The organism is Castellaniella sp. S9, assembly GCF_027257175.1.
GTDB lineage: Bacteria > Pseudomonadota > Gammaproteobacteria > Burkholderiales > Burkholderiaceae_B > Castellaniella.
On sequence record NZ_JAPFGD010000002.1, the window covers coordinates 46958 to 72886 of the forward strand.

General features: G+C 69.2%; 26 protein-coding genes. 11 read left to right on the forward strand and 15 right to left on the reverse strand.

Annotation, left to right across the window (positions count from 1 at the left end; translation table 11 throughout):
- Positions 1-9: 9 nt before the first annotated feature.
- From nirD to OOZ48_RS02890, 4 genes are all read left to right on the forward strand, one after another.
- A complete protein-coding gene (nirD, locus tag OOZ48_RS02875; RefSeq protein WP_269495489.1) occupies positions 10-450 on the forward strand; it encodes a nitrite reductase small subunit NirD in 441 nt (146 codons plus the stop codon).
- Positions 437-1249: a uroporphyrinogen-III C-methyltransferase gene (gene cobA, locus OOZ48_RS02880; protein WP_269495491.1), complete on the forward strand. Its 813-nt coding sequence runs from the start codon at positions 437-439 to the stop codon at positions 1247-1249. The genes nirD and cobA overlap by 14 nt, the downstream gene beginning before the upstream one ends.
- Positions 1237-2250 (forward strand): NAD(P)-dependent oxidoreductase, encoded by a 1014-nt coding sequence (locus OOZ48_RS02885; RefSeq protein WP_269495493.1) that lies wholly within the window; start codon positions 1237-1239, stop codon positions 2248-2250. Before cobA ends, OOZ48_RS02885 begins: the two co-directional genes overlap by 13 nt.
- Positions 2251-2358: 108 nt before the next feature.
- Positions 2359-2580, forward strand: a complete 222-nt coding sequence (locus OOZ48_RS02890; protein WP_269495495.1) for a hypothetical protein — start codon at positions 2359-2361, stop codon at positions 2578-2580.
- A 26-nt stretch (positions 2581-2606) separates the two neighbouring features.
- Here the strand turns inward: OOZ48_RS02890 and OOZ48_RS02895 are convergent, their stop codons facing one another.
- Both OOZ48_RS02895 and OOZ48_RS02900 read right to left on the reverse strand, forming a co-directional pair.
- Positions 2607-4625, reverse strand: a complete 2019-nt coding sequence (locus OOZ48_RS02895; RefSeq protein ID WP_269495498.1) for an OPT family oligopeptide transporter — start codon at positions 4623-4625, stop codon at positions 2607-2609.
- A gap of 55 nt (positions 4626-4680) precedes the next feature.
- Positions 4681-6054 carry an aminotransferase-like domain-containing protein gene (locus OOZ48_RS02900; RefSeq protein WP_269495501.1) on the reverse strand — a complete coding sequence of 458 codons (1374 nt, stop codon included), beginning with the start codon at positions 6052-6054 and terminating at the stop codon, positions 4681-4683.
- 214 nt (positions 6055-6268) lie between these two features.
- Here OOZ48_RS02900 and dctP point away from each other — a divergent pair, with 214 nt between their 5' ends.
- From dctP to OOZ48_RS02920, 4 genes are all read left to right on the forward strand, one after another.
- On the forward strand, positions 6269-7312 hold the full coding sequence (gene dctP, locus OOZ48_RS02905; protein ID WP_269495504.1) for a TRAP transporter substrate-binding protein DctP: 1044 nt from the start codon (positions 6269-6271) through the stop codon (positions 7310-7312).
- A gap of 77 nt (positions 7313-7389) precedes the next feature.
- Positions 7390-7899 carry a TRAP transporter small permease subunit gene (locus tag OOZ48_RS02910; RefSeq protein WP_269495506.1) on the forward strand — a complete coding sequence of 170 codons (510 nt, stop codon included), beginning with the start codon at positions 7390-7392 and terminating at the stop codon, positions 7897-7899.
- A complete protein-coding gene (locus tag OOZ48_RS02915) occupies positions 7896-9203 on the forward strand; it encodes a TRAP transporter large permease (RefSeq protein ID WP_269495508.1) in 1308 nt (435 codons plus the stop codon). Before OOZ48_RS02910 ends, OOZ48_RS02915 begins: the two co-directional genes overlap by 4 nt.
- 56 nt (positions 9204-9259) lie before the next feature.
- The gene (locus tag OOZ48_RS02920; protein ID WP_269495510.1) at positions 9260-10540 is read left to right on the forward strand and encodes a hydroxymethylglutaryl-CoA reductase, degradative; all 1281 of its coding nucleotides are present in this window, start codon (positions 9260-9262) and stop codon (positions 10538-10540) included.
- A gap of 40 nt (positions 10541-10580) precedes the next feature.
- Here the strand turns inward: OOZ48_RS02920 and OOZ48_RS02925 are convergent, their stop codons facing one another.
- The 8 genes from OOZ48_RS02925 to OOZ48_RS02960 all read right to left on the reverse strand — a co-directional run bounded on the left by OOZ48_RS02925 (position 10581) and on the right by OOZ48_RS02960 (position 18085).
- Positions 10581-11231 carry a carbonic anhydrase gene (locus OOZ48_RS02925; protein ID WP_269495512.1) on the reverse strand — a complete coding sequence of 217 codons (651 nt, stop codon included), beginning with the start codon at positions 11229-11231 and terminating at the stop codon, positions 10581-10583.
- A 58-nt stretch (positions 11232-11289) separates the two neighbouring features.
- Positions 11290-12456, reverse strand: a complete 1167-nt coding sequence (locus tag OOZ48_RS02930) for a PQQ-dependent sugar dehydrogenase (protein ID WP_269495513.1) — start codon at positions 12454-12456, stop codon at positions 11290-11292.
- A 21-nt stretch (positions 12457-12477) separates the two neighbouring features.
- Positions 12478-12960, reverse strand: coding sequence for a YajQ family cyclic di-GMP-binding protein (locus OOZ48_RS02935; RefSeq protein WP_269495515.1), 483 nt, complete (start codon positions 12958-12960; stop codon positions 12478-12480).
- A 53-nt stretch (positions 12961-13013) separates the two neighbouring features.
- Positions 13014-14270 carry an NnrS family protein gene (locus tag OOZ48_RS02940; protein WP_269495517.1) on the reverse strand — a complete coding sequence of 419 codons (1257 nt, stop codon included), beginning with the start codon at positions 14268-14270 and terminating at the stop codon, positions 13014-13016.
- The gene (locus OOZ48_RS02945) at positions 14267-15061 is read right to left on the reverse strand and encodes an ABC transporter ATP-binding protein (protein ID WP_269495519.1); all 795 of its coding nucleotides are present in this window, start codon (positions 15059-15061) and stop codon (positions 14267-14269) included. Before OOZ48_RS02945 ends, OOZ48_RS02940 begins: the two co-directional genes overlap by 4 nt.
- Positions 15058-15882 (reverse strand): ABC transporter permease, encoded by an 825-nt coding sequence (locus OOZ48_RS02950; RefSeq protein ID WP_269495520.1) that lies wholly within the window; start codon positions 15880-15882, stop codon positions 15058-15060. The genes OOZ48_RS02945 and OOZ48_RS02950 overlap by 4 nt, the downstream gene beginning before the upstream one ends.
- On the reverse strand, positions 15879-16919 hold the full coding sequence (locus OOZ48_RS02955; protein WP_269495522.1) for an ABC transporter substrate-binding protein: 1041 nt from the start codon (positions 16917-16919) through the stop codon (positions 15879-15881). The genes OOZ48_RS02950 and OOZ48_RS02955 overlap by 4 nt, the downstream gene beginning before the upstream one ends.
- Before the next feature lie 110 nt (positions 16920-17029).
- Positions 17030-18085: a metal-dependent hydrolase gene (locus tag OOZ48_RS02960; protein ID WP_269495524.1), complete on the reverse strand. Its 1056-nt coding sequence runs from the start codon at positions 18083-18085 to the stop codon at positions 17030-17032.
- Between the two features lie 161 nt (positions 18086-18246).
- Between OOZ48_RS02960 and OOZ48_RS02965 the strand changes: the two genes are divergently transcribed.
- Positions 18247-19407, forward strand: coding sequence for a mechanosensitive ion channel family protein (locus OOZ48_RS02965; RefSeq protein ID WP_269495525.1), 1161 nt, complete (start codon positions 18247-18249; stop codon positions 19405-19407).
- A 150-nt stretch (positions 19408-19557) separates the two neighbouring features.
- Positions 19558-21456, forward strand: coding sequence for a molecular chaperone HtpG (gene htpG, locus OOZ48_RS02970; RefSeq protein WP_269495526.1), 1899 nt, complete (start codon positions 19558-19560; stop codon positions 21454-21456).
- A gap of 38 nt (positions 21457-21494) precedes the next feature.
- Here htpG and ampD read toward each other — a convergent pair whose 3' ends face one another.
- From ampD to OOZ48_RS02985, 3 genes are read right to left on the reverse strand one after another with little or no spacing between them, the layout of a single operon-like run.
- On the reverse strand, positions 21495-22085 hold the full coding sequence (gene ampD, locus OOZ48_RS02975) for a 1,6-anhydro-N-acetylmuramyl-L-alanine amidase AmpD (protein ID WP_269495527.1): 591 nt from the start codon (positions 22083-22085) through the stop codon (positions 21495-21497).
- Positions 22082-22333, reverse strand: coding sequence for a PP0621 family protein (locus OOZ48_RS02980; RefSeq protein WP_269495529.1), 252 nt, complete (start codon positions 22331-22333; stop codon positions 22082-22084). Before OOZ48_RS02980 ends, ampD begins: the two co-directional genes overlap by 4 nt.
- Positions 22326-23177, reverse strand: coding sequence for a cytochrome C assembly family protein (locus tag OOZ48_RS02985; RefSeq protein ID WP_269495531.1), 852 nt, complete (start codon positions 23175-23177; stop codon positions 22326-22328). Before OOZ48_RS02985 ends, OOZ48_RS02980 begins: the two co-directional genes overlap by 8 nt.
- A 94-nt stretch (positions 23178-23271) precedes the next feature.
- Between OOZ48_RS02985 and ffh the strand changes: the two genes are divergently transcribed.
- Entirely contained in the window at positions 23272-24687 is a 1416-nt protein-coding gene (gene ffh, locus OOZ48_RS02990; RefSeq protein ID WP_269495533.1) for a signal recognition particle protein, read from the forward strand.
- Positions 24688-24708: 21 nt separating this feature from the next.
- On the opposite strand, the gene thiS is transcribed toward ffh, so the two are convergent.
- Both thiS and pip read right to left on the reverse strand, forming a co-directional pair.
- Positions 24709-24909 (reverse strand): sulfur carrier protein ThiS, encoded by a 201-nt coding sequence (thiS, locus tag OOZ48_RS02995; protein ID WP_269496301.1) that lies wholly within the window; start codon positions 24907-24909, stop codon positions 24709-24711.
- Positions 24910-24974: 65 nt separating this feature from the next.
- Positions 24975-25925, reverse strand: coding sequence for a prolyl aminopeptidase (pip, locus tag OOZ48_RS03000; RefSeq protein ID WP_269496303.1), 951 nt, complete (start codon positions 25923-25925; stop codon positions 24975-24977).
- Positions 25926-25929 lie beyond the last annotated feature (4 nt).

Below are 25929 nucleotides of genomic sequence, written 5' to 3' on the forward strand. Positions count from 1 at the left end.
GAGAACGCCATGTCCCGTTTGATTCGCACTCGCTCGGCTCCAGCCGCGCAAGACACGCCCGCGGTCCCTGGCGCGCCGGGCGCAGCCGCCTGGCCGGCGGTCTGCCATGCCGATGACCTGATCCCGGACGGCGGCGTCGCAGTGCGCGCCCATGGGGTGCAGATTGCGATCTTCCTGACCGACGAAGGCCTGTTCGCCCTGGACAATCTGGATCCCTTCAGCGGAGCGGCCATCCTCGCGCGCGGCATCGTGGGCGAACTGCGGGGATGCCTGGTGGTGGCGTCCCCCATGTACAAGCAGCATTTCCGCCTGGACACCGGACAATGCCTGGAGGATGCCTCGGTCTCGGTGCGTTGCTGGCCGCTGTGCAGGGACGAGGCCGGCATGATCTGCGTCGGCCCGCCGCAAGCACCGGAACGCCGCAAGGGGTGCGATCATGCCGCTGCATGAGCCGGGCGCCCGGCCGGCGCGCGCCCCGGGCCGGGTCTGCCTGGTCGGGGCGGGTCCAGGCGATCCGGACCTGATCACGGTCGCGGGCCTCAAGCGCCTGCGGGTGGCCGACGTCGTGGTCCACGACCGCCTGGGCGCGCCCGCGCTGCTGGGCGAATGCCGGGCCGATGCGCTGAGGATCGACGTCGGCAAGCAGGCCGGCCGGCATCCCGTGTCCCAGGGCGACATCAATGCCTTGCTCGTCCGCCATGCCGCGGCCGGTCGCGAAGTGGTCCGGCTCAAGGGCGGGGACCCTTTCATTTTCGGGCGCGGGGGCGAGGAAATGATCGCCTTGCGCCAGGCCGGCATCCCGGTCGAGGTGGTGCCCGGCATCACCGCCGCCAGTGCCTGCGCGGCCGCCACCGGCATCGCCCTGACGCATCGCGGCCTGGCCTCGGAGGTGTCACTGGTCGCGGCGCATCAGCGCGCGGGCGCTGCGGGCTGCGACTGGGCCTCGCTGGCTGCGCGGCGCGACCGGACCCTGGTGTTCTACATGGGCCTGTCGCAGGCGGCGGACATCGCGCAAGGCCTGCTGCGGCACGGCCGGCCCGGCGGCACCCCGGTCGTGCTGGTATCGGATGGCGCCACGCCGCGCCAGCGGGCGCTGCGCTGCACACTGGATTGCCTGGCGAGCACGGCGCGATACGGGGGCCTCGCCTCGCCGTGCCTGATCCTGGTGGGCGAGGTTGGGGCCATGGCCGACCCCCGCGCCGTGGTCCTGGCCGAGGCCGTCGAAGAGGTCGCGAAATGGGCAGCCTGAATCGCCTGTATCCGGTTTTTGCCGACCTGGACGGCCGGGTCGTGCGGATTGTCGGCGGCGGCACCGTGGCCGAGCGCAAGGTGCGCATGCTGCTGGACAGCGGCGCGCGGGTGCGCGTGGGGGCGCCCGACCTGACGCCTGCCTTGCGGACCTGGGCCCGGGCGGGACGCCTGATCCACGATCCGGGACTGTTCGACGAGGCTTGGCTCGACGGGGCCTGGCTGGTGATCGCCGCGACCGGCGATGCGGCGGTCAACGCGCAGGTCAAGGCGCTGGCGGACCGGCGGCGCATCTTTGCCAACGTGGTGGACGACCCGGCGCATTCGTCCTTCCAGGTGCCCGCGGTGGTCGATCGTTCGCCCATTCTGGTGGCGATCTCGTCGGGCGGCGCGGCGCCGGTGCTGGCGCGGCGGCTGCGCGAGCGCCTCGAGGCGCTGTTCGACCATGCCCTGGGCGACCTGGGGCGCCTGGCGCACCGCTATCGGTCGGCGATCCGCGAGGCGCACCCGGCCCCGGGGCCGCGCCGTGAATTCTATGACTGGCTGTTCGACGGTCCGGTGCTGGCTTACTTGCGCGAGGGTGATGGTGCGCGGGCGGAACATGCGCTGCGCGAGGGGCTGCGCGCTCCGCGGATCCCCCCGGGCCGTGTGTTCACCCTGATCGACGTCGGCCATTCCGACCCGGCCGGCCTGACGCTGGGCGGTCTGCGGGCCTTGAACGAAGCGGACCTCGTGGTGCACGCTGCGAGCCTTGGCGAGGACCTGCTGGGACTGGCCCGCCGCGATGCGGACCGTCATCGGCTGGCGGGCGCGGCCCTGCGGGATGCCGCGTCGCTGGCCGAGGCCCTGGACCGCCTGGACGGGCGCCACCGGCGCATTGCGGTGCTGGCGGCCGGGCCGGTCCTGGCGGCGGGCGGATTGGCCGCCGCGGCGCGGCGCCTGGGCGAGGGGGATACCGTGTGCCGGGTGATTCCCCAGGTTGCTTCAAGCTTTCACGGTTGAACCCTTTCCGTTTCGCGCCGATGCTACACTCGGTCCGTCCGACACGGACGACGACGCGGGTGGGATCCGTGCCGCCCGCGCCTACCAACAGAATCAGAGGGGGCTTTCATGCTTTACATCTATCAGATTCTCGCCGCCATTCTCATTGGCACCTCGATCGGCGCCCTCATGAGCCGGCGCAACAACGTCCTGTTGATCGGTTCCCTCGTCGGGATCGTCCTGGGCGCCGTGGCCATGTTCTTTCCCTCGTGGCCGCCACTGGCCATCGGCGCGGCGGTGTTCCTCGCGACACAATTCATGCAGCGCGACACCAATGCCGGCATGTCCTGAGGGGCCGGGGCGGGGGGCCGGGGCCGCTAAGGCCGCCGCAGCGCCCGTCGGATGAATACGACGCACATGGCGGCGAACGCCGCCGGTCCGATGAATTCCGCCAGGCCGCCGAATCCCGCCAGGGCCAGCGGCGCGGCGCTGCCTCCCGCGCTGACCGACACGACGATGATCATCGCCAGCACGACCCCGACCAGGCTTTCGCCGACGATCAGGCCCGAGGCGAACAGGGTCGCGCGGCGGTCGGCGTGCTCCAGGGCCACGGCGGGATCCGTGCCTGCGGCGATGGCATCCGTCGCGGTCCGCCGGCCTACGAACCACGCGATCAGCGCGCCCACGAACAGGGCGGTGACGATGGACGGCGGCAGGTACAGTCCCATGGCGACGGCCAGCGGGGGCACGCGCAGCCTGCGGGTCGTGCGCAGGAGCACCGCGTCGATCACGATGATCACAATGCCGCCGCCCACGCCGATCAGGATGGTGGACCAATCCAGCGTATGCGAGAACAGGCCGTCGGCGATGGTGATCATCAAGGCGGCCTGCGGCGCGGCGAGCGCCTGCGTGGGGTCCATGTCGGCGCGCGGCAGGGCACCGATGAAGCCGTAGGCCCGATAGAGGATCTCGAGCACCGGCGGAATGGCCAGGGCGCCGATGACGCAGCCGATGATCAGGGCCGCCTGCTGTTTCCACGGCGTGGCGTGCACCAGCCAGCCGGTTTTCAGATCCTGGAGGTTGTCGTTGGAAATCGCCGCGATGGCGACGACCACCGACGAGCAGAACAGCGCAAGCGCCGTGTAGAAACGCGCGTTCCCGGCGTCGTCCAACAGGCCTTGCGCCTGTCCGGCGCCGATCAGCACCAGCGAGATCGCCAGGATGGAAATCACCGCGATGCCCGATATGGGACTGGCGGATGATCCGATCAGGCCAGCCATGTAGCCGCAGGCCGCGGCGACCAGAAAGCCCAGCAGGAAGGACATGAATACGCCGATCGCCACTAGCGTCCAGGCCGTGGCGCCCGGCAGGCCCGCGTCGGCGATGAACGAGTGGAACGTGGCGGCCAGCAGCGCCAGCATCAGCACGGTCGTGACCAGCAGGGTGCGCGGCGAGAGGTCGGTATCGGTCCGCGCCTGGCCTGCGGGCCCGCCGCCGCCCCTGAGCACGGACAGTGAAATGCGCATGCCTTCGATCATGGGCTTGATCAGCGTGATCAATGTCCAGAGGGCCGCAATGGCGATCATGCCGGCGCCGATGAGCCGGACCTGCGACACCCAGATCTGTGTCGCGTGGCCAGCGATGTCCGCGCCCGCCGGCGCGGGGTGCAAGGCGGTCAGCCAGGGCACCGCGATCCCCCAGGAGAGAAAGACGCCGAGCAGCATCGCGATGCCGCTGCGGATGCCCACCAGGTAGCCGGCGCCGACCAGGGCAAAGGAAAAGCCCAGGGGCAGCTGAAAGATCGCGCGCCCCGCGGTGACCCAGTAGGACACCCCGTCGGATGCGATCCTGAATCCGTTCGCCAGCAGGCTGAAGCCCCCGGCCACGGCGCCGCCCAGCAGGATCTCGCGCAGGCCATGGCCGCCGCGCGCCCGCCCGCCGGGTTCGTCCTCGGCGTGCCCGGCACGCAGGATCTCGGCCGCCGCCACGCCTTCCGGGTAGGGCAGGTCGCTCTTGACGACCAGCGCGTGCCGCAGCGGCACGGTGAAGACGACGCCGAGGATCCCGCCGCAGGCGCATATCAGCATGGATTCCAGCATGGGAAACCCCTGCCAGTAGCCCATCATCAGCAGCGCCGGCAGCACGAAGATGATCGCCGACAGGGTGCCCGCCGCGGACGCCTGGGTCTGGACGATGTTGTTCTCGAGGATGTTGGAGCCCTTGAAGGCGCGCAGCAGCGCCATGGAAATGACGGCGGCGGGAATGGAGGACGCGAAGGTCAGGCCGACCTTGAGGCCCAGATACACGTTCGAGGCGGTGAAGGCCAGCGTGATGAGCGCCCCGAGAATGGTACCTCTGATGGTCAGTTCTTTGAGTGTTGCCGTGTGGTCGGACATCGAGGTACCTGGAGGAAGTGGGCGGATGCGGAGGATTGTAATGAAGGGTGGGCGACTATGCCCGCCCCGCCGACCGCTCACGCATGAAATCGATGAACTTCGGATGCGTGGCGTAGGCGATGTTCAGCCGCATGGCGGGGCGGTCGTTGACCCGCTCGGGAATGAACAGACGGCCGGGGGCGATGAAGATATTCCGCGCCGAGGCCTCCTCGACCAGCCTCGATTCATCGTCCCCGGGCTTGAGATAGACCCAGAGGTAGAAGCAGCCCGAAGGTTCGCAGAAGACCTCGAGGCCCAGGCCACGCACCGCCTGGAGGGCCTGGGCGGTGGTTTGCGACACCCGGGTGCGCAGCCTGCGCAGGTGTTTCAGGTACTGGCCCGAAGCGATGAAGCCGAACAGCATGCGCTCGGCGAGGTCCCCCGAGCTGACGACGGTCAGCATCTTGAGGTCGCACAGGGCGCTGGCCCGCGCCGGGTTGGCCGCCAGGTAGCCGACCCGCAGCCCCGCGGACAGGGTCTTGGAAAACGTGCCGACGTAGATGACGCGCTCGAGCTGGTCCAGGGCCGCCAGCCGCGGGGCGTTGGCGGGCAGGATGTCGGCGAGCGGATCGTCCTCGACGATGTCGAAGCCGTGACGCGCCGCGGCCTGCAGCACGCGATGGCCGATCGGCAGGGTCAGCGAGCTGCCCGTCGGATTGTGGGCCAGCGACTGGGTGAAGAACAGTTTGGGCTTGTGCCGGGCGGCCTTGGCGTTCAGCTCGTCGACGTCCGGCCCATTGACCCGCCGGCGCACGCCGACGATGCGGATGCCGCCCAGGTGCAGCTTGGCGAACAGGGGGTAGTAGCCCGGGCTGTCGACCAGCACGGTGTCGCCGGGCTCGAGCAATTGGCGGGCGATCAGGTCCAGGGCGTGGTTTGCGCCCATGGTGGTCAGGACTTGTCCCGGCGTGGCCTCGATGCCGCGCTCGGTCAGGCTTTGGGCCAGGTACTCCCGCAGTTTGTCGAAGCCCCAGGGGTTGCCGTAGTCGTGCGCCTCGTTGTCCTCGTGGCGCAGGCCCGCGTCGGCGAGGGGCTTGAAGTCGGGACGGCCGACCCAGGCGCGCGGCGGGCGGCCCTCGCCGACCCGGACCTCGTAGCGGCGCACGAGCTGCTCGCGCAGCAGCGACACCGCATCCACCGCCTGCGCCACCGAGATGGCCTTGGGCAGCGGCTCGCGCCGGGCCTGCAGGGGCACGTAGTAGCCCGAGCCCATGCGGGCCTCGAGCTGGCCCATGGCCACCATCCGGTCATAGGCCTCGGCCACGGTGTTCTTGGACATGCCCAGTTCCGCCGCGGCGGTGCGTATGGACCAGATCCTGGCGCCCGGGGGCCAGGTGCCCGCCGCGATGCCGGCGTGTATGTGCTGGATGACGGCATCGATGCGGGTCATGAGGCCTCCGGTGTCAACCGTCATGGGTCAAAGAACAGGACGGTTTACTGGTTTTTATTGAACTGTACCTTTTATTGTACCTGTTACCCGCTTATGATCCTTGGGGTCCGGCCTGTGGTTTCACCGCCGGGCCGAAAACGACAAACGAGGGCGGGCGTGCGACGTCCGCCATCCGGATCCCGGCAGCGGGCTCCGGAGATCACTGGAGATGACAATGAGTACAGTCAATCGGCGCTCTGCGCTCAAGGTTCTGGGCGGCGGCGCGCTGGCCGGCGCGGGGTTGGGGCTTGGCGGCGCGGCGCGTGCGCAGGACAAGGTCAAGTGGCGGATGCAGGCGCTCTGGGACGGCGGCACCACGCCGCAGAAATTCGAGGAAGTCTTCGTCAAGCGCGTGGCCGAGCTGACCGGCGGGCAGTTCGAGATCGAATTGTTCGCGGCGGGCCAACTGGTGCCGGCCAATCAGGCTTTCGACGCGGTGCGCGGCGGCGCCTTCCAGATGATGAAGACCTTCGACGGCTACGAGGCCGGCAAGATCCCGGGCTTTGCCTTCACCAGCACCATTCCCTTCGGCTTCACCGAATCCGACCAGTACGAGGCCTGGTTCTACGAACTGGGCGGCCTGGATCTCGCCCGCAAGGCCTACGCGCCCGCCGGCCTGTACTACATTGCGCCCACCGTGTATGGCCCCGAGCCCATCCATTCCAAGGTGCCCATCAAGACCATCGCCGACTTCAACGGCAAGAAAGGCCGCTTCGTCGGCCTGGCCTCGTCGGTGATGGCCGCCATGGGCGTCGCGGTCACCCCGCTGGCGACGGCCGAGGTCTATACGGCGCTGGACAAGGGCGTGATCGACCTGGCCGACCGCGGCGACCTGACCGCCAACCAGGAGGCCGGCCTGGGCGAGGTGGCCAAGCACATCGTCATGCCCGGCCCGCACCAGCCGACGACCGCCACCAGCTACGTGGCCAACCAGGCCGCGTACTCGGCGCTGCCCGAAACGCACAAGGCGGCTTTGGCCGCGGCGGCGCGCGAGGTGTCCATGGCCTTGCGCCAGCACATCCTCGTGGCCGACGGCAAGGCGATCGACGCCTTCAAGGCACAGGGGGTCGAGGTGGTCGCCCTGGATCCGGCCGATGTGGCGCAGGGCCGCAAAAAGGCGGTCGAAGTCTGGCGCCAGGCGACCAAGGGCGAGGCGCTGGCCACCCAGATCCTGGACAGCCAGATCGCCTTCATGGAAAAGCTCGGCCTGATCGCCTGAGACAGTCCCCGCATCCATGACCCGGGCGCGGCCCCCGCGGGGCCGCACCCTCGATCCCAGTCGTCGGGAATCCCGCCATGCTGAACCTCGTTCGCGCATACGTACGGACCGTCACGGCCGTCAATAAATTCCTCTTCATCATCGCGGCCGCACTGATGGCGATCGTCGTGCCGGTCATGATGTTCGAGGTCATCAGCCGCTATGTCTTCCATGCGCCCACGGTCTGGGGCATGGAGCTGGCCGTGCTGTTGTTCGGGCCCTATTTCCTGCTGGGCGGCCCCTACGTCCTGCACCTGGGCGGCCACGTGAACATGGATCTGTTCCGCAGCCGCATGTCCCCGCGCACCGGCCGCGCCGTGGACATCTTCAACCAGCTGGTCATCCTGTTCTTCTGCGCCGTGCTGCTGTATTACGCCGTGCCGCTCGCCATGCAGGCCATGGCCTATCGGGAAACCACTTTCTCGGCGTGGAACCCGCCGCTGTGGCCCTACAAGTTCGCGGTGCCCGCCTCCTTGCTGCTGCTGGGGCTGCAGAGTCTGGCCGAGCTGGCCGTGCTGTGCCTGGATGGCCAGAAGGAGCCGGCATGAGCCCGAACATGATCCTGCTGCTGATGTTCGGCGGCCTGACCGCCCTGATGATGACGGGCTTGCCGATCGCCTTCGTCCTGGGCGGCCTGTCGCTGCTGCTCACCCTTACTCTGTGGAATCCGGATTCGATCGTGATCCTGGTGCTGCAGATCTTCGACACCATGCGCTCCGAGGCGCTGCTGGGCGTGCCGTTGTATATCCTGATGGCCGGCATCCTGCAGCGCTCGGGCGTGGTCGAGGACCTGTACAAGGCGATGGAGCTGTGGTTCGGCCGCCTGCGCGGCGGGCTGGCCATCGGCACGGTCGTCATCTGCGTGGTGATGGCGGCGATGACGGGGGTCGTGGGTGCCGCGGTGACCGCCATGGGCGTGCTGGCCATGCCCGAGATGCTGCGCCGCAAATACGATCCCTCGCTGGTCACCGGCACGATCTGCGCGGCCGGCACGCTGGGCATCCTGATTCCGCCCTCGATCCTGACCATCATCTATGCGGTGACGGCCCAGGTGTCGATCGGCAAGATGCTGATCGCCGGCATCGTGCCGGGCATCCTCCTGGCATCGATCTACATTGCATATATCCTGTACGTGGCCTATTTCCAGCCCGGCAAGGTGCCGCCGGGTTCGGGCGAGCCCGTGCCCATGAGCCTGAAACTGCTCAGCCTGCGCGCCGTCGTGATCCCCGCCATCCTGATCGTCCTGATCCTGGGCTCGATCTTCTTCGGCGTTGCCACGCCCACCGAGGCGGCGGCCGTGGGCGTGGTGGGGGCGATCGGCGCCAGCGCCGTGCGCGGCAAGCTGCGCTGGCGCGGGCTGACCGAGGCGGGCTTCGAGACGCTGAAGGTGACTTCGATGATCCTCTGGATCACCATCGGGGCCAAGGCCTACGTGGCGATCTTCACCGGCCTGGGCGGCGCCGACACCCTGATGAGCTTCATCCGCGGCCTGGACGTGAACACCTATGTGATCCTGGCGGCGATGATGCTGATCCTGATCTTCCTGGGCACGGCGCTGGACGAGATCGGCATCATCCTGCTGACCGTCCCGGTGTTCCTGCCCATCGTCAAAGCCCTCGGTTTCGATGAGATCTGGTTCGGCGTGCTCTATGCCATCACCATCCAGATCGGCTACATCAGCCCGCCGTTCGGCTACACACTGTTCTACATGAAGGGCACGCTGCCGCGCGGCATGGGCATGGGCGTGGTGTACCGGGGCACCCTGCCCTACATGGGCCTGCAGATCATCGCTCTGCTGATCTGCACGGCTTTCCCGGCCATGGTGACCTGGCTGCCCAGGCTGATGAGCTAGGGCCTGTCAGCACTGTTCGGGCTCCAATTTTTCCGTTTGCCATAGAGGTGCATGTCGTGAGTACGAAAACATCGCGGATTTCCGGATTCCACAAACTGAGCGTCCCCGAGCGCGTGGACAAGGTCATGGCGTTCGCCGGCCTGGAGGACGATGGGCTGCGGGCGCAGTTCCTGGATACCGGCAATCTGCCGGTCGATCTGGCCGACCGCCTGATCGAGAATGCCGTGGGCACCATGAACATCCCGGTCGGGGTGGCCACCAACCTGCTGATCGACGGCAAGGACTACCTGGTGCCGATGGCGACCGAGGAATCCTCGGTGGTGGCCGCGGTGTGCAACGCGGCGCGCCAATGCTATGAATCGGGCGGGTTCACGACCTCGATGTCGGGCACCTGCATGATCGCCCAGGTCCAGCTGGTCGACGTTCCCGACCCGGCCCACGCGCGCCTGGCGATACTCGAGCGCATCGAGGAGATCCGCAGCCTGTGCGACGCCTGCGATCCCGTGCTGGTCAAGCTGGGCGGCGGGTTCCGCGATCTGGAGGTGCGGATCGTCGACTCGGCGCACGGCCCCATGGTGATCACGCACCTGATCGTCGACACGCGCGACGCGATGGGCGCCAACGCGGTCAACACCATGGCCGAAAAGCTCGCGCCCCACCTCGAGGGCTGGGCCGGCGGGCGCGTATACCTGCGCATCCTGTCCAACCTGGCGGACCGCCGCCTGGCGCGGGCGCGCTGCGTGTGGAAACTGGACGCCATCGGCGGCCCCGAGGTGCGTGACGGCATGGTGCGCGCCTACGAATTCGCGCTGATGGATCCCTATCGCGCCGCCACGCACAACAAGGGCATCATGAACGGCGTGACCGCGGTGGTGATGGCCACCGGCAACGACACGCGGGCGGTCGAGGCCGGGGCGCACGCCTATGCGGCGCGCAAGGGCTGGTACAGCAGCCTGTCGCAGTGGGAGGTCACCGCCGATGGGGATCTGGCGGGGTCGCTCGAAATGCCCATGGCAGTCGGCCTGATCGGCGGCGCCACCAAGCTGCATCCCATGGCCCGGGCATCGCTGCGCATCATGGACATCCAGTCCGCGCAGCAACTCGCGCGCGTGATTGCGGCCGTGGGCCTGGCGCAGAATTTCTCGGCGCTGAAGGCGCTGGCCACCGAGGGCGTGCAAAAGGGGCACATGTCCCTGCACTCGCAAAACATCGCCCTGATGGCCGGCGCCGTCGGCGACGAGATCGGTCTCGTGGCCCGCCGCCTGGTGGAGCGGGGCACGGTGCGCATCGACGTGGCCGAGGAGGAACTGCACGCGTTGCGCGCACAGCAGAACTAGCGCGCCGCGAACGGCAGAGACGCGGTGGGCGCGCGGCGTTTCAGGCCACGTCCTCCACGTCCTGGTAGGGTTCGAAACGGCCGGTCTGCGGATTGCGCATGAACAGCAGGCCGGTCGCCACGCCGAAATATGCACCGTGGATGGTCAGGCTGCCCGCCTCGACGCGCTCGCGCACGGCGGGAAAGGTCATGAGGTTGTTCATGCTGTATTCGACCACGCCCCATTCCAGCCGCCGGATCCAGTCGGCGCGGTCCGCCCCTTCGGGGCCGACGCGGTCCATCACCGGGGCGATCTGCGACATCCACTTGCCGATGAAGTCGCGTTGGGTCAAGGGGGCGGCATGGTTGGCGAAGGCCGCCACGCCACCGCAGCTGGCGTGCCCCAGCACGACGATGTGCTTGACCTCGAGGGCGTTCACGCCGAATTCGATGGCGGCGCTGGTGCCGTGGAAGGTCTCGTGGGCCTCGTCCTCGCAAGGTGGCACCACGGCCGCGATGTTGCGGACCACGAACATCTCGCCGGGTCCCGCGTCGAAGATCGTTTCCGGCGCGACCCTGGAGTCGCCGCAGCCGATGACCATGATCTCCGGATGCTGGCCTTGTTCGGCCAGGTCATGGTAGCGGGCGCGTTCAGTCTGCAGCCGATGGTGCAGGAAAGTGGTATAGCCATCGATCAGTCGTTGCGGAAACACGGGCACCCCTTTTTGAAGTTGTCTGGTGAGGCATTTTACTCCTGCCGGAATCAGGGTCTCAGGACGGATCCTTTGGCGTGAGCCGCAGCAGGCCGCCGTCACTGCCGTCCTCGATGACCCAGATCGCCCCGTCGGCGGCCACCGCCACGTCGCGGATGCGCGCGCCCAGCGACCAGCGGCCGACTTGCCGGGCGCTGCCGCCGTCCACCTCGACGCGCACGAGGCCCGTGGACACCAGGCCGCCGATGAGGGCGGATCCCTGCCACCCGGGGAACAGATCGCCCCGGTAAAAGGCCAGTCCGGCCGGCGCGATCACCGGCGTCCAATAGAGGACCGGCGCGCGGAATTCCGGGCGGGTGTCGTGGTCTGGAATAGGCAGGCCGATGTAGTGCCTGCCATTGGACACCAGGGGCCAGCCGTAGTTCTGGCCGGGCTCGATGAGGTTCAGCTCGTCGCCGCCGCGCGGTCCCATTTCATGCTCCCAGAGCCTGCCGTCGGGCGCGAAGGCCAGGCCGTAGGGATTGCGATGGCCGGTCGTCCAGGTCAGCGCGCGGACACCGCCGGCGCCGGCCATGGGGTTGTCCGCGGGGACCGAACCGTCGAGGCGCATGCGCAGGATCTTGCCTCGGGCCTGGTCGGGATCCTGTGCGGTGTCCGAATCCTGGCGCTCGCCGACCGTCAGGAACAGATGTCGTCCGTCGGGGGCAAAGGCGATCTGGGCGCCGGGATGGCCTCGGCCGCCCGGGGGTTCCTGGCGCCACAGGATCTGCGGATCGCGCAGCTGCGCGGCTGTGCCGGAGTCCTCGAGGCGCGCCCGGGCCAGCGTGAGGGCGCCGCCGTCGGGCGCGGGCGCGACGTAGGTGAAGTAGACGAGCGCATCGCGCGCGAAATCCGGCGAGATCGCGACGTCGTGCAGGCCGGTCTGGCCGCGCGCGTGGACCTCGGGCACGCCCGAGACGGACCGGACCGCGCCGTCCTGCGTGGCGATGTGCAGGCGCCCCGCCTTTTCCGTGACCAGCATGCGGCCGTCGGGCAGGAAGGCGATGGCCCAGGGTCCGTCGAAGGCGGCGACGCGCTGGACGGCGAACGGCGTGTGGGGATCGGCGGGCAGGTCGCCGGCGTTGACCGCGGCGCCGGCGGGCGGCGCCGGCAGCGCCAGCACGATCGCCGCGGCCAGCGAGGCCAGGGCGGCGAGGCGACGGTGACGGAGGGCCGGGGCGTTCATGGCATTCGGTCCGGTGTCGGCCTAGTCGCGGAAATTCTGGTATTGCAGCGGCAGGTCCACGTCGGCCTTGCGCAGCAGGGCGATGGCCTGCTGCAGGTCGTCGCGTTTCTTGCCGCTGACGCGCAGTTTGTCGCCGTTGATCTGGGTCTCGACCTTGAGCTTGGCCTGCTTGACCGCGGCGATCAGTTTTTTCGCCGTCGATTGCTCGATGCCTTGGCGGATCGTGATTTTCTGGCGGGCGCCGCCCAGGTTTTCAAGGGGATCGGCGACCTCCATGCAGCGCACGTCGATGCCGCGCGCCGACAGCCGGCCGCGCAGGATGTCGAGCATCTGCCGCAGCTGGAAGGCGCTGGGCGCCGATTGCGTGACCAGGAATCCGTCGAGCTCGAACTTGGCGTCCGTGCCCTTGAAGTCGAAGCGGGTCGCCAGTTCGCGGTTGGCCTGGTCGACCGCGTTGCCGAGTTCGTGCTTGTCGACCTCCGACACCACGTCGAAGCTGGGCATGCCTGCCTCCTGCAAAAGAGTGGGGGAAACCTTATTTTGCCTGATCGGGCGGCTCAAGGCACGTCGCAGCCAGAGGCGGCGTCCTCCTGCAGGGGTTCGGCGCAGCCGGCCTGGCCGTCGGTGCGCGGGCCGACCAGGGTGGGGCCGGCATGCCACAGGTACAGGGCGAAGGCGGCCGACCAGACCAGGCCCGAGAGGCCGAGCAAAGGCCAGGCCCAGGCGCCTGCCGCGCCGACCCCCGATGCGGCGCGCAACACCGCGGCGAGCACCAGGGCGATGGCCGCGATCGGCGCCCAGGGGCGGCGGTCCAGCCACAGGCCGGCATGGATGCGTCCGGCGATGCACATGATGGCCAGCGTGGTCAGGGCCATGGCGCCGGCCATCAGCAGGTGCCGGCCGGCCGATGCCGTGATGGGCAGGCCCAGCCCGGACAGGCCCATGGCGGCGTAGCCCAGGCCGATCAGCCAGTAGCCGCCATAGAGCATCAGCGGCCAGCGGCGAAACAGCGGCCGGCCCACGTGCCAGTCGTTGAGCAGGTTGAACATCGCGGCCGCCGCCGCGAGCGCCGTCCACGCGGCGACCAGGCCGGGGCCGGCGAGGAATTCCACGGCGCTGGCCGCGCCGATGCAGAACACCGCGAGCGTGCGGCGTGGCGGCCGGGCGAGGTAACCCACCTCGCCCGGCGGCGGCTCGCCGGGGCGGCCGGCCTCGATGTGGCCGTTGACCACGTTCATCGACACGCGGCTGCCGGCCATGACAATCAGGATCATGAAGGCGCCGACCGCCGCCCGCAGCCAGGCCAGGGCGTCGCCGTCGACGGCGACCGAGGCATAGAAGCCCGCCTGCAGCAGGATGAGCGCCGCCAGGGTGTAGGCAAAGCCGAGGTGGCGGCGCTGGGGGTCGCGCCACAGCGGCGGGGCCAGCTGCGCCAGGAGGACGCCCGCCAGTCCCAGGTCGCAGGCGGCCGCCGGCCACAGACCGAGGGCGGCCGGCCAGGCGGCGGAGGCCGCATAGGCCAGGCGCCCGCCCAGCCACAGCAGCACCAGGCCGCGCAGCGCCTGCGGCCCGATGGCCGGACTGCGCGTGAATTCGGGTACCGCGGTCAACAGGAAGCCCGCCACCGCGGCCATGCCGAGGCCGTAGATCAGTTCGTGCGCGTGCCAGGCGACGATGCCGCCGGCGGGCTGCCAGCCGGGCACGGCACCCATGAGCACCAGCAGCCAGGCGGGCACCAGCAGGATGCCGCTGACCGCCACCAGCACGAAGAACGGCCGGAAGCCGCACATGAAGACCGGATGGCTGGCCCTCATGTGGCGCATCCCGCCGCGCGCACGGTCGTCGCCTCCCCGACGGGCTGGCTTGCGGACGTCTCGTCCAGGCCGAAGCCCAGCCGCACCGCCCGGGCCTGCATCAGTGTCCCGGTGGTCTGGTAGACCCAGGCGTCGTCGCGCAAGGCGTGCGCGCGCTGCAGCGGGAACTCGTGGACCATGCGGCCCGGATCCGGCGCCATCATGACGATGCGGTCGGCCAGGCGCACGGCCTCCATCAGGTCATGGGTGATCATCAGCACGGCGGTGCCGCGCGCATCGATCTCGCCGCGCAGGTGGCGATACAGGGTGAGCTTCAAGCCCACGTCCAGGGCCGAGAAGGGCTCGTCGAGCAGCAGCAGGTCGGGCTCGATGGCCAGGGCGCGGCCCAGGGCCACGCGGCTTTGCATGCCGCCGGAGAGCTCCTGCGGATACTTGCGCAAGTCGTCCGCATCCAGGCCCAGTGCGCGGGCCAGTCCCGCCGCCCGCGCACGGCGCGCGGGGGCGGCCATGCCTTGGGCCTTGAGACCCAGGGCGATGTTGTCGATCGCGTTTTTCCAGGGCATCAGGCGCGCCTGCTGGAACATGCAGGCGATGTTGCGGAACTGATTGTCGATCACGCCCTCGGAAGGGACCAGCAAACCGGCGACGAGGTGCAGCAGGGTGCTCTTGCCGCAGCCCGAGGGGCCGACCAGGGCCAGTGTCTGGCCGGCGGGCAGGCGCAGGCCCACCCCGGACAGGACCTCGGTGAGGCCGTAGCGGTGCGTCAGGCCCTCGATGCGCAGCCGGCTCACGAGACCCTCCAGCGCTCGACGGTGCGCTTGAGCGGCTCGAGACACAGGTACTCGAAGGCGAGCAGCAGGCCCAGCACGGCCAGGATCCAGCCCATGGAGGTCGGCGTGTCCAGTTGCGCGCGCGATACCGCCAGTGCGGCGCCGACGCCGTCGGCGGTGGTCAGCAGTTCCGCCATGACGACGACCTTCCAGGAGGCGCCCAGGGCCGTGACCCAGGAGGGAAACAGGTACGAGGCCATGTGCGGCAGGTACAAGTCGGTGAGCGTCATGCGCCAGGGCAGGCGATAGGCGCGCGCCATGTCGCGCAGGCTGCCGTCCAGGGTGCGGGCGCCCTGCAACGCGCCCACGAAAACCACCGGCAGGCAGGCGACGAAGACCGTGAACACCGGCGTGGCGTCGCCCATGCCGAACCACAACATCGCCAGCACCAGCCAGGCGATCGGCGGCATGCCCAGCAGCACCGTGGCCAGTGGCCGCGCGATGATGGCCGCCGTCAGCGAGCGGCCGGCGACGAAGCCCAGCAGGCTGCCGACGCTCAGCGCGAGGCCCAGGCCGGTCAACGCGCGCCGGGCCGAGATCGTGAGTTCGGGACGGGCGTCGCCCTGACCGATCATGGCGGCCAGGCGCTGCAGGGTTTCCAGGGGCCCGGGCAGGATGAGCGAGCCGTAGGCCTGCGCGCCCCATTCCCAGACGGCGCAGAACAGCATCAGGCTGGCGATGGCGCCCCAGCCGCTCCAGAGGTAGGCGAGGACCGCGCCCGCCGCGCGCGCCGGGCGGCCGGGCCGCGCCTCGTCCCCGCGGTCGATGGCGGCCGGGCTCAAGCGTAGAACGCCGCGTCGGGCAGTTTGCCGCCCACCAGGCCCGGCTGGTCGGCAAGCAGTTGCTGGAAGAAGAACTCGAGCTCGGGTCGCGCCTCGCGCGCGCTGGCCAGGTGGCGCACCGAGGCCTGCATGGCATCGGCGACGGCCTCGGGAGTGACCATTTCGATGTGGCGGGACACCAGTTCGCCGCAGGCTTGCGGGTTGGCCTCGCACCAGGCCTGCGAGCGGGCATAGGCCTCGCTGACGGCCGTCAGCAGCGCCGTGTCCTCGCGCGCCTGGCCCAGGGCGGCGATGCCCGCCTGGGGAATGCGCGCCGGGCGCGCGAGCACGCGGCCCCATTCCTCGGTGAGGCTGACGCTGCGGTAGAGGTCCGGCGCCACCGCCGACAGCGGGAAGGAATGGGTTTTGCGCAAGGCCACCGACACGGCCGGCTCGGCCAGCAGGGCGTGGTCCACCCGCCGCGTCAGCAGCAGCTGCATGGCGTCCATCGGGGTCGCGACGTAGCGGATCGTGAAGTCTTTCCGGGGATCCAGGCCCTGGCGCCTGGCCAGCAGGCTGAACAGGATGTCGGGCATGTCGGCGCGAAAGGGCAGGGCGATCTCCATGCCCCGGAAGTCGGCCAGGGTGCGCATGTCGGGGCTGCGCGAGATCATCCACAACATGCCCCACACCGAGACGTTCAGCAGCGTCAGCGGGATGCCGCGGTTATACAGATTGGCGCCGACGTTCGAGGGCACCGCCATGAAGTCGGCCGCGCCGTCGAGCGCCAGCGCCCGCAACTGGTCGGGGTTGGTCCACAGGTGGAATTCCACGTTCCGGGCCACCGGCGCCAGGGCGCCGGATTCCATCATGTGGATGAAAGGAAAGGAGACCGTGGCGGGCGGCCCCGACAGCACCAGGCGGTCGCGGGGCCCCTCGGCGGCCAGGGCGCGGGCGGCGGGCGACCCCGCCACGGCGAGGGCGGGCAGCAGGCCCAGGAGCGCGCGGCGGCGCGGGCGCGGCGCCGCCGGGGCGGTGGGGCGGGGGGAGGCAAACATAATTGAGGATTCCTTTCGTTCTCAATATTATTTCGCCGATTCCCCGGGGAGCCAATGACTATTGTCAATGAATAGGGCTGGAACCCCGCGCGCCACGGCCGCATGGCCGCTCAATCATCCGGTGGAGCCTGGTCCATGCGGCGCGCCCAGTCCGCCAGCGGCAGGGGCGGCTCCTGCGTCCAGATCCGCCGCAGCACGGTGGACAAGGCCTCCCGGCCGCGTTCGCTGGGCCAGCGTGTCGGCGTCACCGCCTGCCAGCGCCCGGCGGCGTCGCGCTCGGCCACGCGAAAGCGGAACGAGTACAGGCCGCTGGCCAGGCCCATGCGCAGGTCGGTCGCCACCAGCCGGCCGTCGATCTCGTCGTACCGCAGCCAGTCGCCGGTGAACCAGCGCAGTCCCTGCAGCGCCGGGATGTCCGCGGCGGCCTCGGCCAGGCCGCGATTCAGGGGCGCGCGCAGGGTTTCCGCGGGACCGCGATCCAGGAGGCCGGCGATGGCCTCGACCATATCGCCGTCCGCCGTGCGGGCCACGACCCGCCACAGCAGGATGCTGAAGGGCTCGGGCGTCGAGAACAGGGCTTCGACCCGGATGCCCTGTCGTTCGAGCTGGGCGTGCACCCGGTGCTCGATGACGGTCTTGAAGGCGACGGAGCAGGCCAGGTAGGCCGTGCTGATCGCCAGGGCCCAGCAGGCGATGCGCCGGTTGGCAGGACGCGCGCCTGTGGCCAGGCCGGCTGCGGCGGCCACCAGCAGCGGCAGGGTATAGAACGGATCGATGATGAAAATCGTCGACCAGGCGGTCGGCGTGGGGCGCCAGGGCCAGAAGAGCTGGGTGCCGTAGCTGGTGAAGGCGTCCAGCAGTGGATGGGTGACCAGGGTCAGGCACAGCGCCGCGAACAGCCACAGGCCTGTATAGCCTGGATGCGGCCGCAGGCGGCGCAGCAGCCAGGCCAGCAGGGCGGCCAGGGCGGTGAGCGTCAGCAGGGCGTGCGAGAAACCGCGATGATTGATCATGGCTGACAGCGGATCGGCGTGCCGGATGATGACGTCCAGGTCGGGCAGGGTCGCCAGGACCGCGCCCGCGACATAGGCCTTGCGGCCGTGCGCGCGTCCCAGCATGGCGCCGCAGATGCTGGCGCCGAGGGCGGCCTGGGTGATGGAATCCATGGTGTGGGGTCTCTGGCTTTTCAAAGGGGGTGGCGAGGGGTCTTTTATAGCCTATACGGCCACAGCCCCATCCCGCGCCGGTCTTGGGTCGCGAGGCGCTTGTCGGTACACTGACCCCTTCGGCCGGCCCGTGCCGCCGGCCGAGCGAATGGAGGAAAGATTTGAACGATACACCACTCATCCAGGACCTCGTGTCCGCCTACCGTGAATGGCATACCGCGATCCTCGTCTTCGGCGTAGTGCTGGGCACTTTGCTCGCCGGCCTGGCCGTGCGCGCCCTCTTTGACCGCCTGGCGCGCCGGGTGGACGAGCTGCGCCACGTCTGGGCGCACGGCCTGTTGACCAGTGCCAGCACGCCGGCGCAGGTCGGTGTCTGGATCGTCGGCCTGGCCGCGGCGGTCCACGTCCTGCTGGACGTGCGCGAGGGCGCGGGGGACTCGACCCTGGCGCAGGCGGTCGGGCCGGCGCGCGACGTGGCGATCATCGGCGTGGCCATGTGGTTCCTGCTGCGCGTCGCCGGCCGCGTGCAGGACAACATGATGGCGCGGGCGCGGCATCGCGGCCACGAACTGGACCCCACGGCCGCGGACGCGGTGGGCAAGCTCGCGCGCGCCTCGATCGTCATCACCGCCATCCTGATGATGATGCAGACCCTGGGCTTTTCCATCGCCGGCCTGCTCGCCTTCGGCGGCGTGGGCGGCATCGCCATCGGCTTTGCCGCGCAAAGCCTGGTGGCCAATCTGCTGGGCGGGCTGACGATCTTCGCCAGCCGCCCCTTCAAGGTGGGCGAATACATCATCATTCCCGGGACCGACCTCATGGGCGGTGTCGAGCACATCGGCTGGCGCGCCACGCGGCTGATCGGCTTCGACTGCAAGCCCTTCTACGTGCCCAATGCCATGTTCAACAGCGAGCCGGTCATCAACCACACGCGCATGACCGCCCGGCGCATCATGGAGGACATCCATATCCGCTACGCCGACATCGACGCGGTGCCCGCCATCGTCGCCGAGGTGCGAGCGATGCTGGGGGAACACCCCGGCGTGAAACACGATTTCTTTGCCTTCAACTTCAGCAGCTGCGGAAACTTCTCCCTGAAGCTGTTCCTGTACGCCTTCACCGTCACGACCGACTACAACGAGTACCTGGATGTCCAGGAAGACGTCCTGCTCAAGATCGCGGGCATCATCCGCCGCCACGGCGCCGAACTCACCGGCCCGGCCACGCGGGTGGACATCCCGCAATGGGAAGGCCCCGCGCCGGATCCGGCCCGGCAGGGCTTGGGCAATCAGCCGCTGCCGCCCTTGTCCTCGCCGGCCTGAGCAGGGCTCCAGGCCTGGCCGTGGCGTCTACCGGGGCCTGGGCCTTGAAGGCGTGCGGGGGCGCCCCCATATGATGGTCCGTGCCGGCCGACTCAACGGCGGGCCGCCGCATCCGCATTGCCATCGACGATTCTTTGAATGAAGAGCACCATGAGCCAAACCGAGACAACGCCCGAGACCCTGGGCTTCCAGGCCGAAGTCAAGCAGTTGCTGCACCTGATGATCCATTCCCTGTACAGCAACAAGGAAATCTTCCTGCGCGAACTCGTGTCCAACGCGTCCGACGCGTGCGACAAGCTGCGCTTCGAGGCCATCGACCACCCCGATCTGCTGGCCGGCGACACCGAGCTGCGCATCCGCGTGACCTTCGACAAGGACGCGCGCACCCTCACCATCGCCGACAACGGCGTGGGCCTGTCGCGCGACGAGGCCGTCGCCAACCTGGGCACCATCGCCCGCTCGGGCACCCGTGAATTCTTTTCCCAATTGACCGGCGACAAGCAAAAGGACGCCCAGCTCATCGGCCAGTTCGGCGTGGGCTTTTACTCGGCCTTCATCGTGGCGGAAAAAGTCTCCGTGCGCAGCCGCCGCGCCGGCCTGCCGGCCGCCGAGGGCGTGCTGTGGGAATCCGACGGCCAGGGCGAGTTTTCCGTGTCCGCCGTCGAGCAGGCCGAGCGCGGCACCACCGTCACCCTGACCCTGCGCGCCGACGAGGACGAATTCCTGTCCGGCTGGAAGCTGCGCGAGATCCTGCGCCGCTATTCCGACCACATTTCCCTGCCCATCCAGATGCGCAAGGAGGAATGGGACGCCGAGAAATCCGAGCAGGTCGTCACGGACGAGTGGGAAACCGTCAACCAGGCCAACGCCCTGTGGACCCGCGCCAAGGCCGACATCACCGACGAGCAGTACCGGGAATTCTACAAGCACGTCGCTCACGATTTCGAGGACCCGCTGGCCTGGACCCACAACCGCGTCGAGGGCCGCAGCGAATACACCCAGCTGCTGTACATCCCCAAGCGCGCGCCGTTTGACCTGTGGGATCGCGATGCCCGCCGCGGCGTCAAGCTCTACGTCAAGCGCGTCTTCATCATGGACGACGCCGAGCAGCTCCTGCCGGCCTACCTGCGCTTCGTGCGCGGCGTGGTCGATTCGGCCGACCTGCCGCTGAACGTCTCGCGCGAGATCCTGCAGGAAAGCCGCGACGTGCGCGCCATCCGCGAAGGATCCGCCAAGCGCATCCTGGGCCTGCTCGAGGACATGGCCAAGGACAAGCCCGATGAATATGCCGAGTTCTGGACGCAGTTCGGCCAGGTGCTCAAGGAAGGCGTGGGCGAGGACGCCGCCAACAAGGACCGCATCGCCGGCCTGCTGCGTTTTGCCTCGACCCAGTCCGACAGCCCGCTGCAGGCCGTGTCCCTGGCGGACTACGTGGGTCGCATGAAGGACGGCCAGGACAAGATCTACTACCTGACCGCCGATTCCTACGCGGCCGCCGCCCACAGTCCGCACCTGGAAGTGTTCCGCCGCAAGGGGCTGGAGGTCCTGCTGCTGTCCGACCGCGTGGACGAATGGATGCTGTCCTACTTGCGCGAATTCGACGGCAAGGCCCTGGCCTCGGTCGCCAAGGGCGGCCTGGACCTGGACGCCCTGGCCGACGACGAGGAAAAGAAGCAGCAGGCCGAAGCGGCCGAGGCTTTCAAGCCGACCATCGAGCGCCTGAAGACGGCCCTGGGCGAGCGCGTCAAGGACGTGCGTGTCACGGCCCGCCTGGTCGACTCGCCCGCCTGCGTGGTGGTCGACGAGCACGAACTCAGCCCGCACCTGCTGCGCATGCTCAAGGCGGCCGGCCAGGACGCCCCCGAGGTCAAGCCGATCCTCGAGGTCAACCCAGGCCATCCGCTGGTCAAGCGCCTCGAGGCGCAGCCCGATGCCGCCTTTGGCGACTGGGCGGAACTGCTGCTGGACCAGGCCATGCTGGCCGAGGGTGCGGCCCTGAAAGATCCGGCCGCGTTCGTCAAGCGGATGAATGCTTTGCTGCTGGGTTGATCAGGCCGCGCCGGCGATCTTCGCAAGGGGATCGCCGGTCAACCCGGGCCCTGGCCGAAGCGTCCCCAATCAAACGCCGGCCCCGGGTCGGTCTTGCGTCCGGGCGCGATGTGCTCGTGCCCCTGCACCCACTGGATCGGATGGCGCGCCCGGATCGCGGCCGCCAGCGCCTGCAGGCGCGCGTACTGCGCGTCCGTGTAGGGCAGGGTGTCGGTGCCCTCCAGTTCAATCCCGATGGAAAAATCGTTGCAGCGTTCCCGCCCGCGGAAGGTGGAGACCCCCGCATGCCAGGCACGCAGCGTGGTCGGCACGAACTGCACGATCGTCCCGTCGCGGCGGACCAGGAAATGCGCCGACACCCGCAGGTCGCGAATGTTCTCGAACCAGGGATGGGCCGTGAAATCCAGCCGGTTCTGGAAGAATTCGATGACGGCGTCGCCCTGGAACACGCCGGGCGGCAGGCTGATGTTGTGGATCACCAGCAGGCTGGGATCCTCGCCGCCGGGGCGTTCGTCGTGGTTGGGCGAGGGGCGGCGCAGGACGCCGGCCGCGGGCGCCAGCCAACCTGAGTCCTCGATGGCCAGCGCGGTCCCGCCAGCCGCGGCGGCGGCGCGGGCCGGTGGAGTCATTTCTTCAGGCCCAGGCGCGCGTGCTCGGCGCTGCACCAGGTCTTGCCCTGGCTCATGAAGGCCTCAGCGCGCGGCAGATAGATCTGGCAGTGCTCGCAGCGCACCATGGAGTGGGCCGTGCCCGAGCCCGCGTCGCGCTCCGGGCGCGGCGGCGGCGCGCTGCGCTCGCGTGCATTGCGGTGGGTGACCATGCGCGCGACCAGCATGACGCCCAGGATGATGACGATCCAGATCAGTAATTTAGCCAAGCGTGCCCCGCTGGAGGATGACGTCGAGGACGAAGCGGCTGCCGGTGTAGGACAGCAGCAGGAATGCGAACCCGGCAAGCGTCCAGCGCAGCGCCGTGCGCCCGCGCCAGCCTTTGATGTGGCGGCCGGCCAGCAACACGCCGAAGGTCGCCCAGGACAGCAGGGTAAAGACGGTCTTGTGATCCATGGGCAGCGCAGGCCCGCCCAGGCGCAGCGACACCTGGATGCCGGTGACCACCGTGAGGGTCAGCACCGCGAAGCCGATCCAGATCAGCCGGAACAGGAGTTGCTCGAGCACCAGCAGCGGCGGCATGGACTCGAGGGCGCGGGCAAAGACGTCGCGCCGGTCCTCGGCCTGGACCGGGCGGTGCAATTGGCGATCGAGGGCGGTCATCAGCATCGCATGCAGCGCGGCCACGGTGATCAGGCCGTAGGCCGTCATGGCGATCAGCAGGTGCGTGCGCAGCCAGTCGTTGTTGGCGTGCGGCACCAAGTGGCCTTGCGGAAAGGCGGCGGCCAGCAGGCAGGTGACGGCGGCGGCGGGCAGGAGCAGCAGCAGAACGCTGTCGATGCGCAGCAGGAAATTCTCGATCCAGAAGACGATCATGCCCAGCCAGACGGCGGTGGACAGGGCCAACGCCCAGCCCAGGTGCAGGCCTTGGGGTACGATGATGGCCAGGGCGATGCCCGCGCCGTGCAGCCCGATGGCGCCCAGCACGCAGAGGCGGCCGATCGCCTTGCTGGGCTGGCCAGCCTGGCCGCGCGCCAGCGGCCGCCAGCGGGCGGCCGTCAGCACGCCGTAGGCCAGCGCGGCGAGCAAGTGAAATACAATGCTTGCAGACATAGTCCCCTTGGGTGTCCGGCGAGCGGCGTGCGCTCAAAAACGCCTATTTTATGCGCTGCCCGCCCGATCAACCAGTTTCAGCGAATCCATCATCATGCTCGACAACCTCACCAATCGCCTGTCCCGCATCGTCAAGACCATGCGCGGCGAGGCGCGCCTGACCGAGGCCAACACCCAGGAGATGCTGCGCGAGGTGCGCATGGCCCTGCTGGAGGCCGACGTGGCCCTGCCGGTGGTGCGCGATTTCGTCGCCCGCGTCAAGGACCGCGCCCTGGGCCAGGAGGTCGCCGGCAGCCTCAATCCCGGCCAGGCCCTGGTCGGCGTCGTGCACAAGGAACTGACCGCGCTGATGGGCGGCGACCTGGGCGCCGAGGCGGGCGAATTGTCCCTGGCCGCGCAGCCGCCCGCCGTGATCCTGATGGCCGGCCTGCAGGGCGCGGGGAAAACCACCACCAGCGGCAAGCTCGCCAAGTGGCTCGCCGAGGGCGAGCACATCCAGCATGGCCGCAAGACCGGCCGCAAGAAAGTCCTGCTGGTCAGCGCCGACGTCTACCGCCCCGCGGCCATCGACCAGCTGCGCACCGTCGCCGCCCAGGTCGGCGTGGATTTCCTGCCCACCGATCCCTCGCAGAAGCCCGAGGACATCGCCCGGCAGGCCTTGGATCACGCGCGCCGCCATCACTACGACGTGCTGCTGGTCGACACCGCCGGCCGCCTGGGGATCGACGAGGCCATGATGGCCGAGATCAGCGCGCTGCATGCGCTGCTCGATCCCGTCGAGACCCTGTTCGTGGTCGATGCCATGCAGGGCCAGGATGCGGTCAACGTCGCCCGCGCATTCTCCGAGGCGCTGCCGCTGACCGGCGTGGTCATGACCAAGCTCGACGGCGACGCCCGCGGCGGCGCGGCCCTGTCGGTGCGCCACATCACCGGCAAGCCCCTGAAGTTCGTCGGCGTCTCGGAAAAGCTCGACGGCCTCGAGCCTTTCCACCCCGAGCGCATGGCCCAGCGCATCCTCGGCATGGGCGACATCGTCTCGCTGGTCGAGCAGGCCCAGCGCAACATCGACGCCGCCGAGGCGCAGAAACTGGCCGCAAAGCTCAAGTCCGGCGATCGCTTCGACCTCAACGATTTCCGCGATCAGCTGCAGCAGGTGAAAAAACTGGGCGACATGGGCTCGCTGCTGGAAAAACTGCCGGCGCAATTCGCCCAGGCCGCCTCGCAGATCCAGGGCGGCCAGGCCGACAAACAATTAGGCCGCACCGAGGGCATCCTCAATTCCATGACCCCGCTCGAGCGCGCCAAGCCCGAACTCATCAAGGCCTCGCGCAAGCGCCGCATCGCCGCCGGCGCGGGCGTGCCCGTGCAAGAGGTCAACCGCCTGCTCAAGCAGTTCGAGCAGATGCAGGGCATGATGAAGCAGATGAAGAAAGGCGGCATGGCCAAGATGATGCGGGCCATGGGCGGCATCAAGGGGATGGGCCGGGGCGGTTTCGGCGGCTTTCGCTAGGTCCGACGTGGCGGCGCGGCCTCAGCCGCCGCCCACGGCAACGACGATTTCGATGCGATCGCCCTCGGCCAGATGCGTCTCGGGATGCTGGGTCCTGGGCACGATGTCGCCATTGCGCTCGACCGCGATGCGCTTGCCCTGGTAGCCCAGATGCGCGACGAGGTCGTGCACGGTGCGCACCGCGTCCAGCCGGGTGGCTTGTCCGTTCAGTACGATGTTCATGCTCATGGAAGTCATATTAACAGTGTCCGGCGCCGGGTCCGCAGCTATCGGGGCCCGGCCCATGGCTATCGATGCGGTTCGCGCGCGTACCGGTCGGTGGCCGCCAGCAGCTGCGCGAGGATGCCGGGTTCGTCGAAGGCGTGGCCGGCATCGGGAACCAGGTGAAAATCAGCGCCGGGCCAGGCCTTGTGCAGTTCCCAGGCCGAGCGCGCCGGCGTGCAGACGTCGTAGCGGCCCTGGACGATCACCCCGGGAATCCCGGCGAGCCGGTGCGCATCGCGCAACAGCTGGCCCTCGTCCATGAAGCCGGCGTTGACGAAATAGTGGTTCTCGATGCGGGCGAACGCCAGCGCCGCCGCGTCCCCGGTGTGCGCCTGCTGGTGCGCCGCATCGGGCAGCAAGGTGATGGTGTTGCTCTCCCATTGCGTCCAGGCATGGGCGGCGGCCAGCCGCGCCTGCGGGTCCTCGCCCGTCAGGCGCAGGCGATAGGCGGCCATCATGTCGCCGCGCTCGGCCTCGGGGATGGGCGCCTGGTACTGTTCCCACAGGTCGGGAAACAGCCACGAGGCGCCTTCCTGGTAGAACCACAGCAGTTCCGCGCGGCGCAGCAGGAAGATCCCGCGCACGATCAGGGCGCGCACCCGGTCCGGGTGCGCCTGCGCATAGGCCAGCGCCAGCGTCGAGCCCCAGGAGCCCCCGAAGACCACCATCTGGCCAGCGCCCAGGACCTCGCTGCGCAGGCGCTCGATGTCGGCGACCAGGTCCCAGGTCGTGTTGTGCTCGATGCAGGCCGAGGGCGTGGAGCGCCCGCAGCCGCGTTGATCGAACAGCAGGATCTTGTAGCGTTCCGGGTCGAACAGCCGCCGGTGGGCCGGCGAACAGCCCGCGCCCGGGCCGCCGTGCAGGAACACCACCGGCCGGCCGTCGGGGTTGCCGCACAGTTCCCAGTAGACCTGATGGCCGTGGCCGGCGTCCATGTGGCCGTGGGCGTAGGGTTCGATCGCGGGATACATCAGGCCT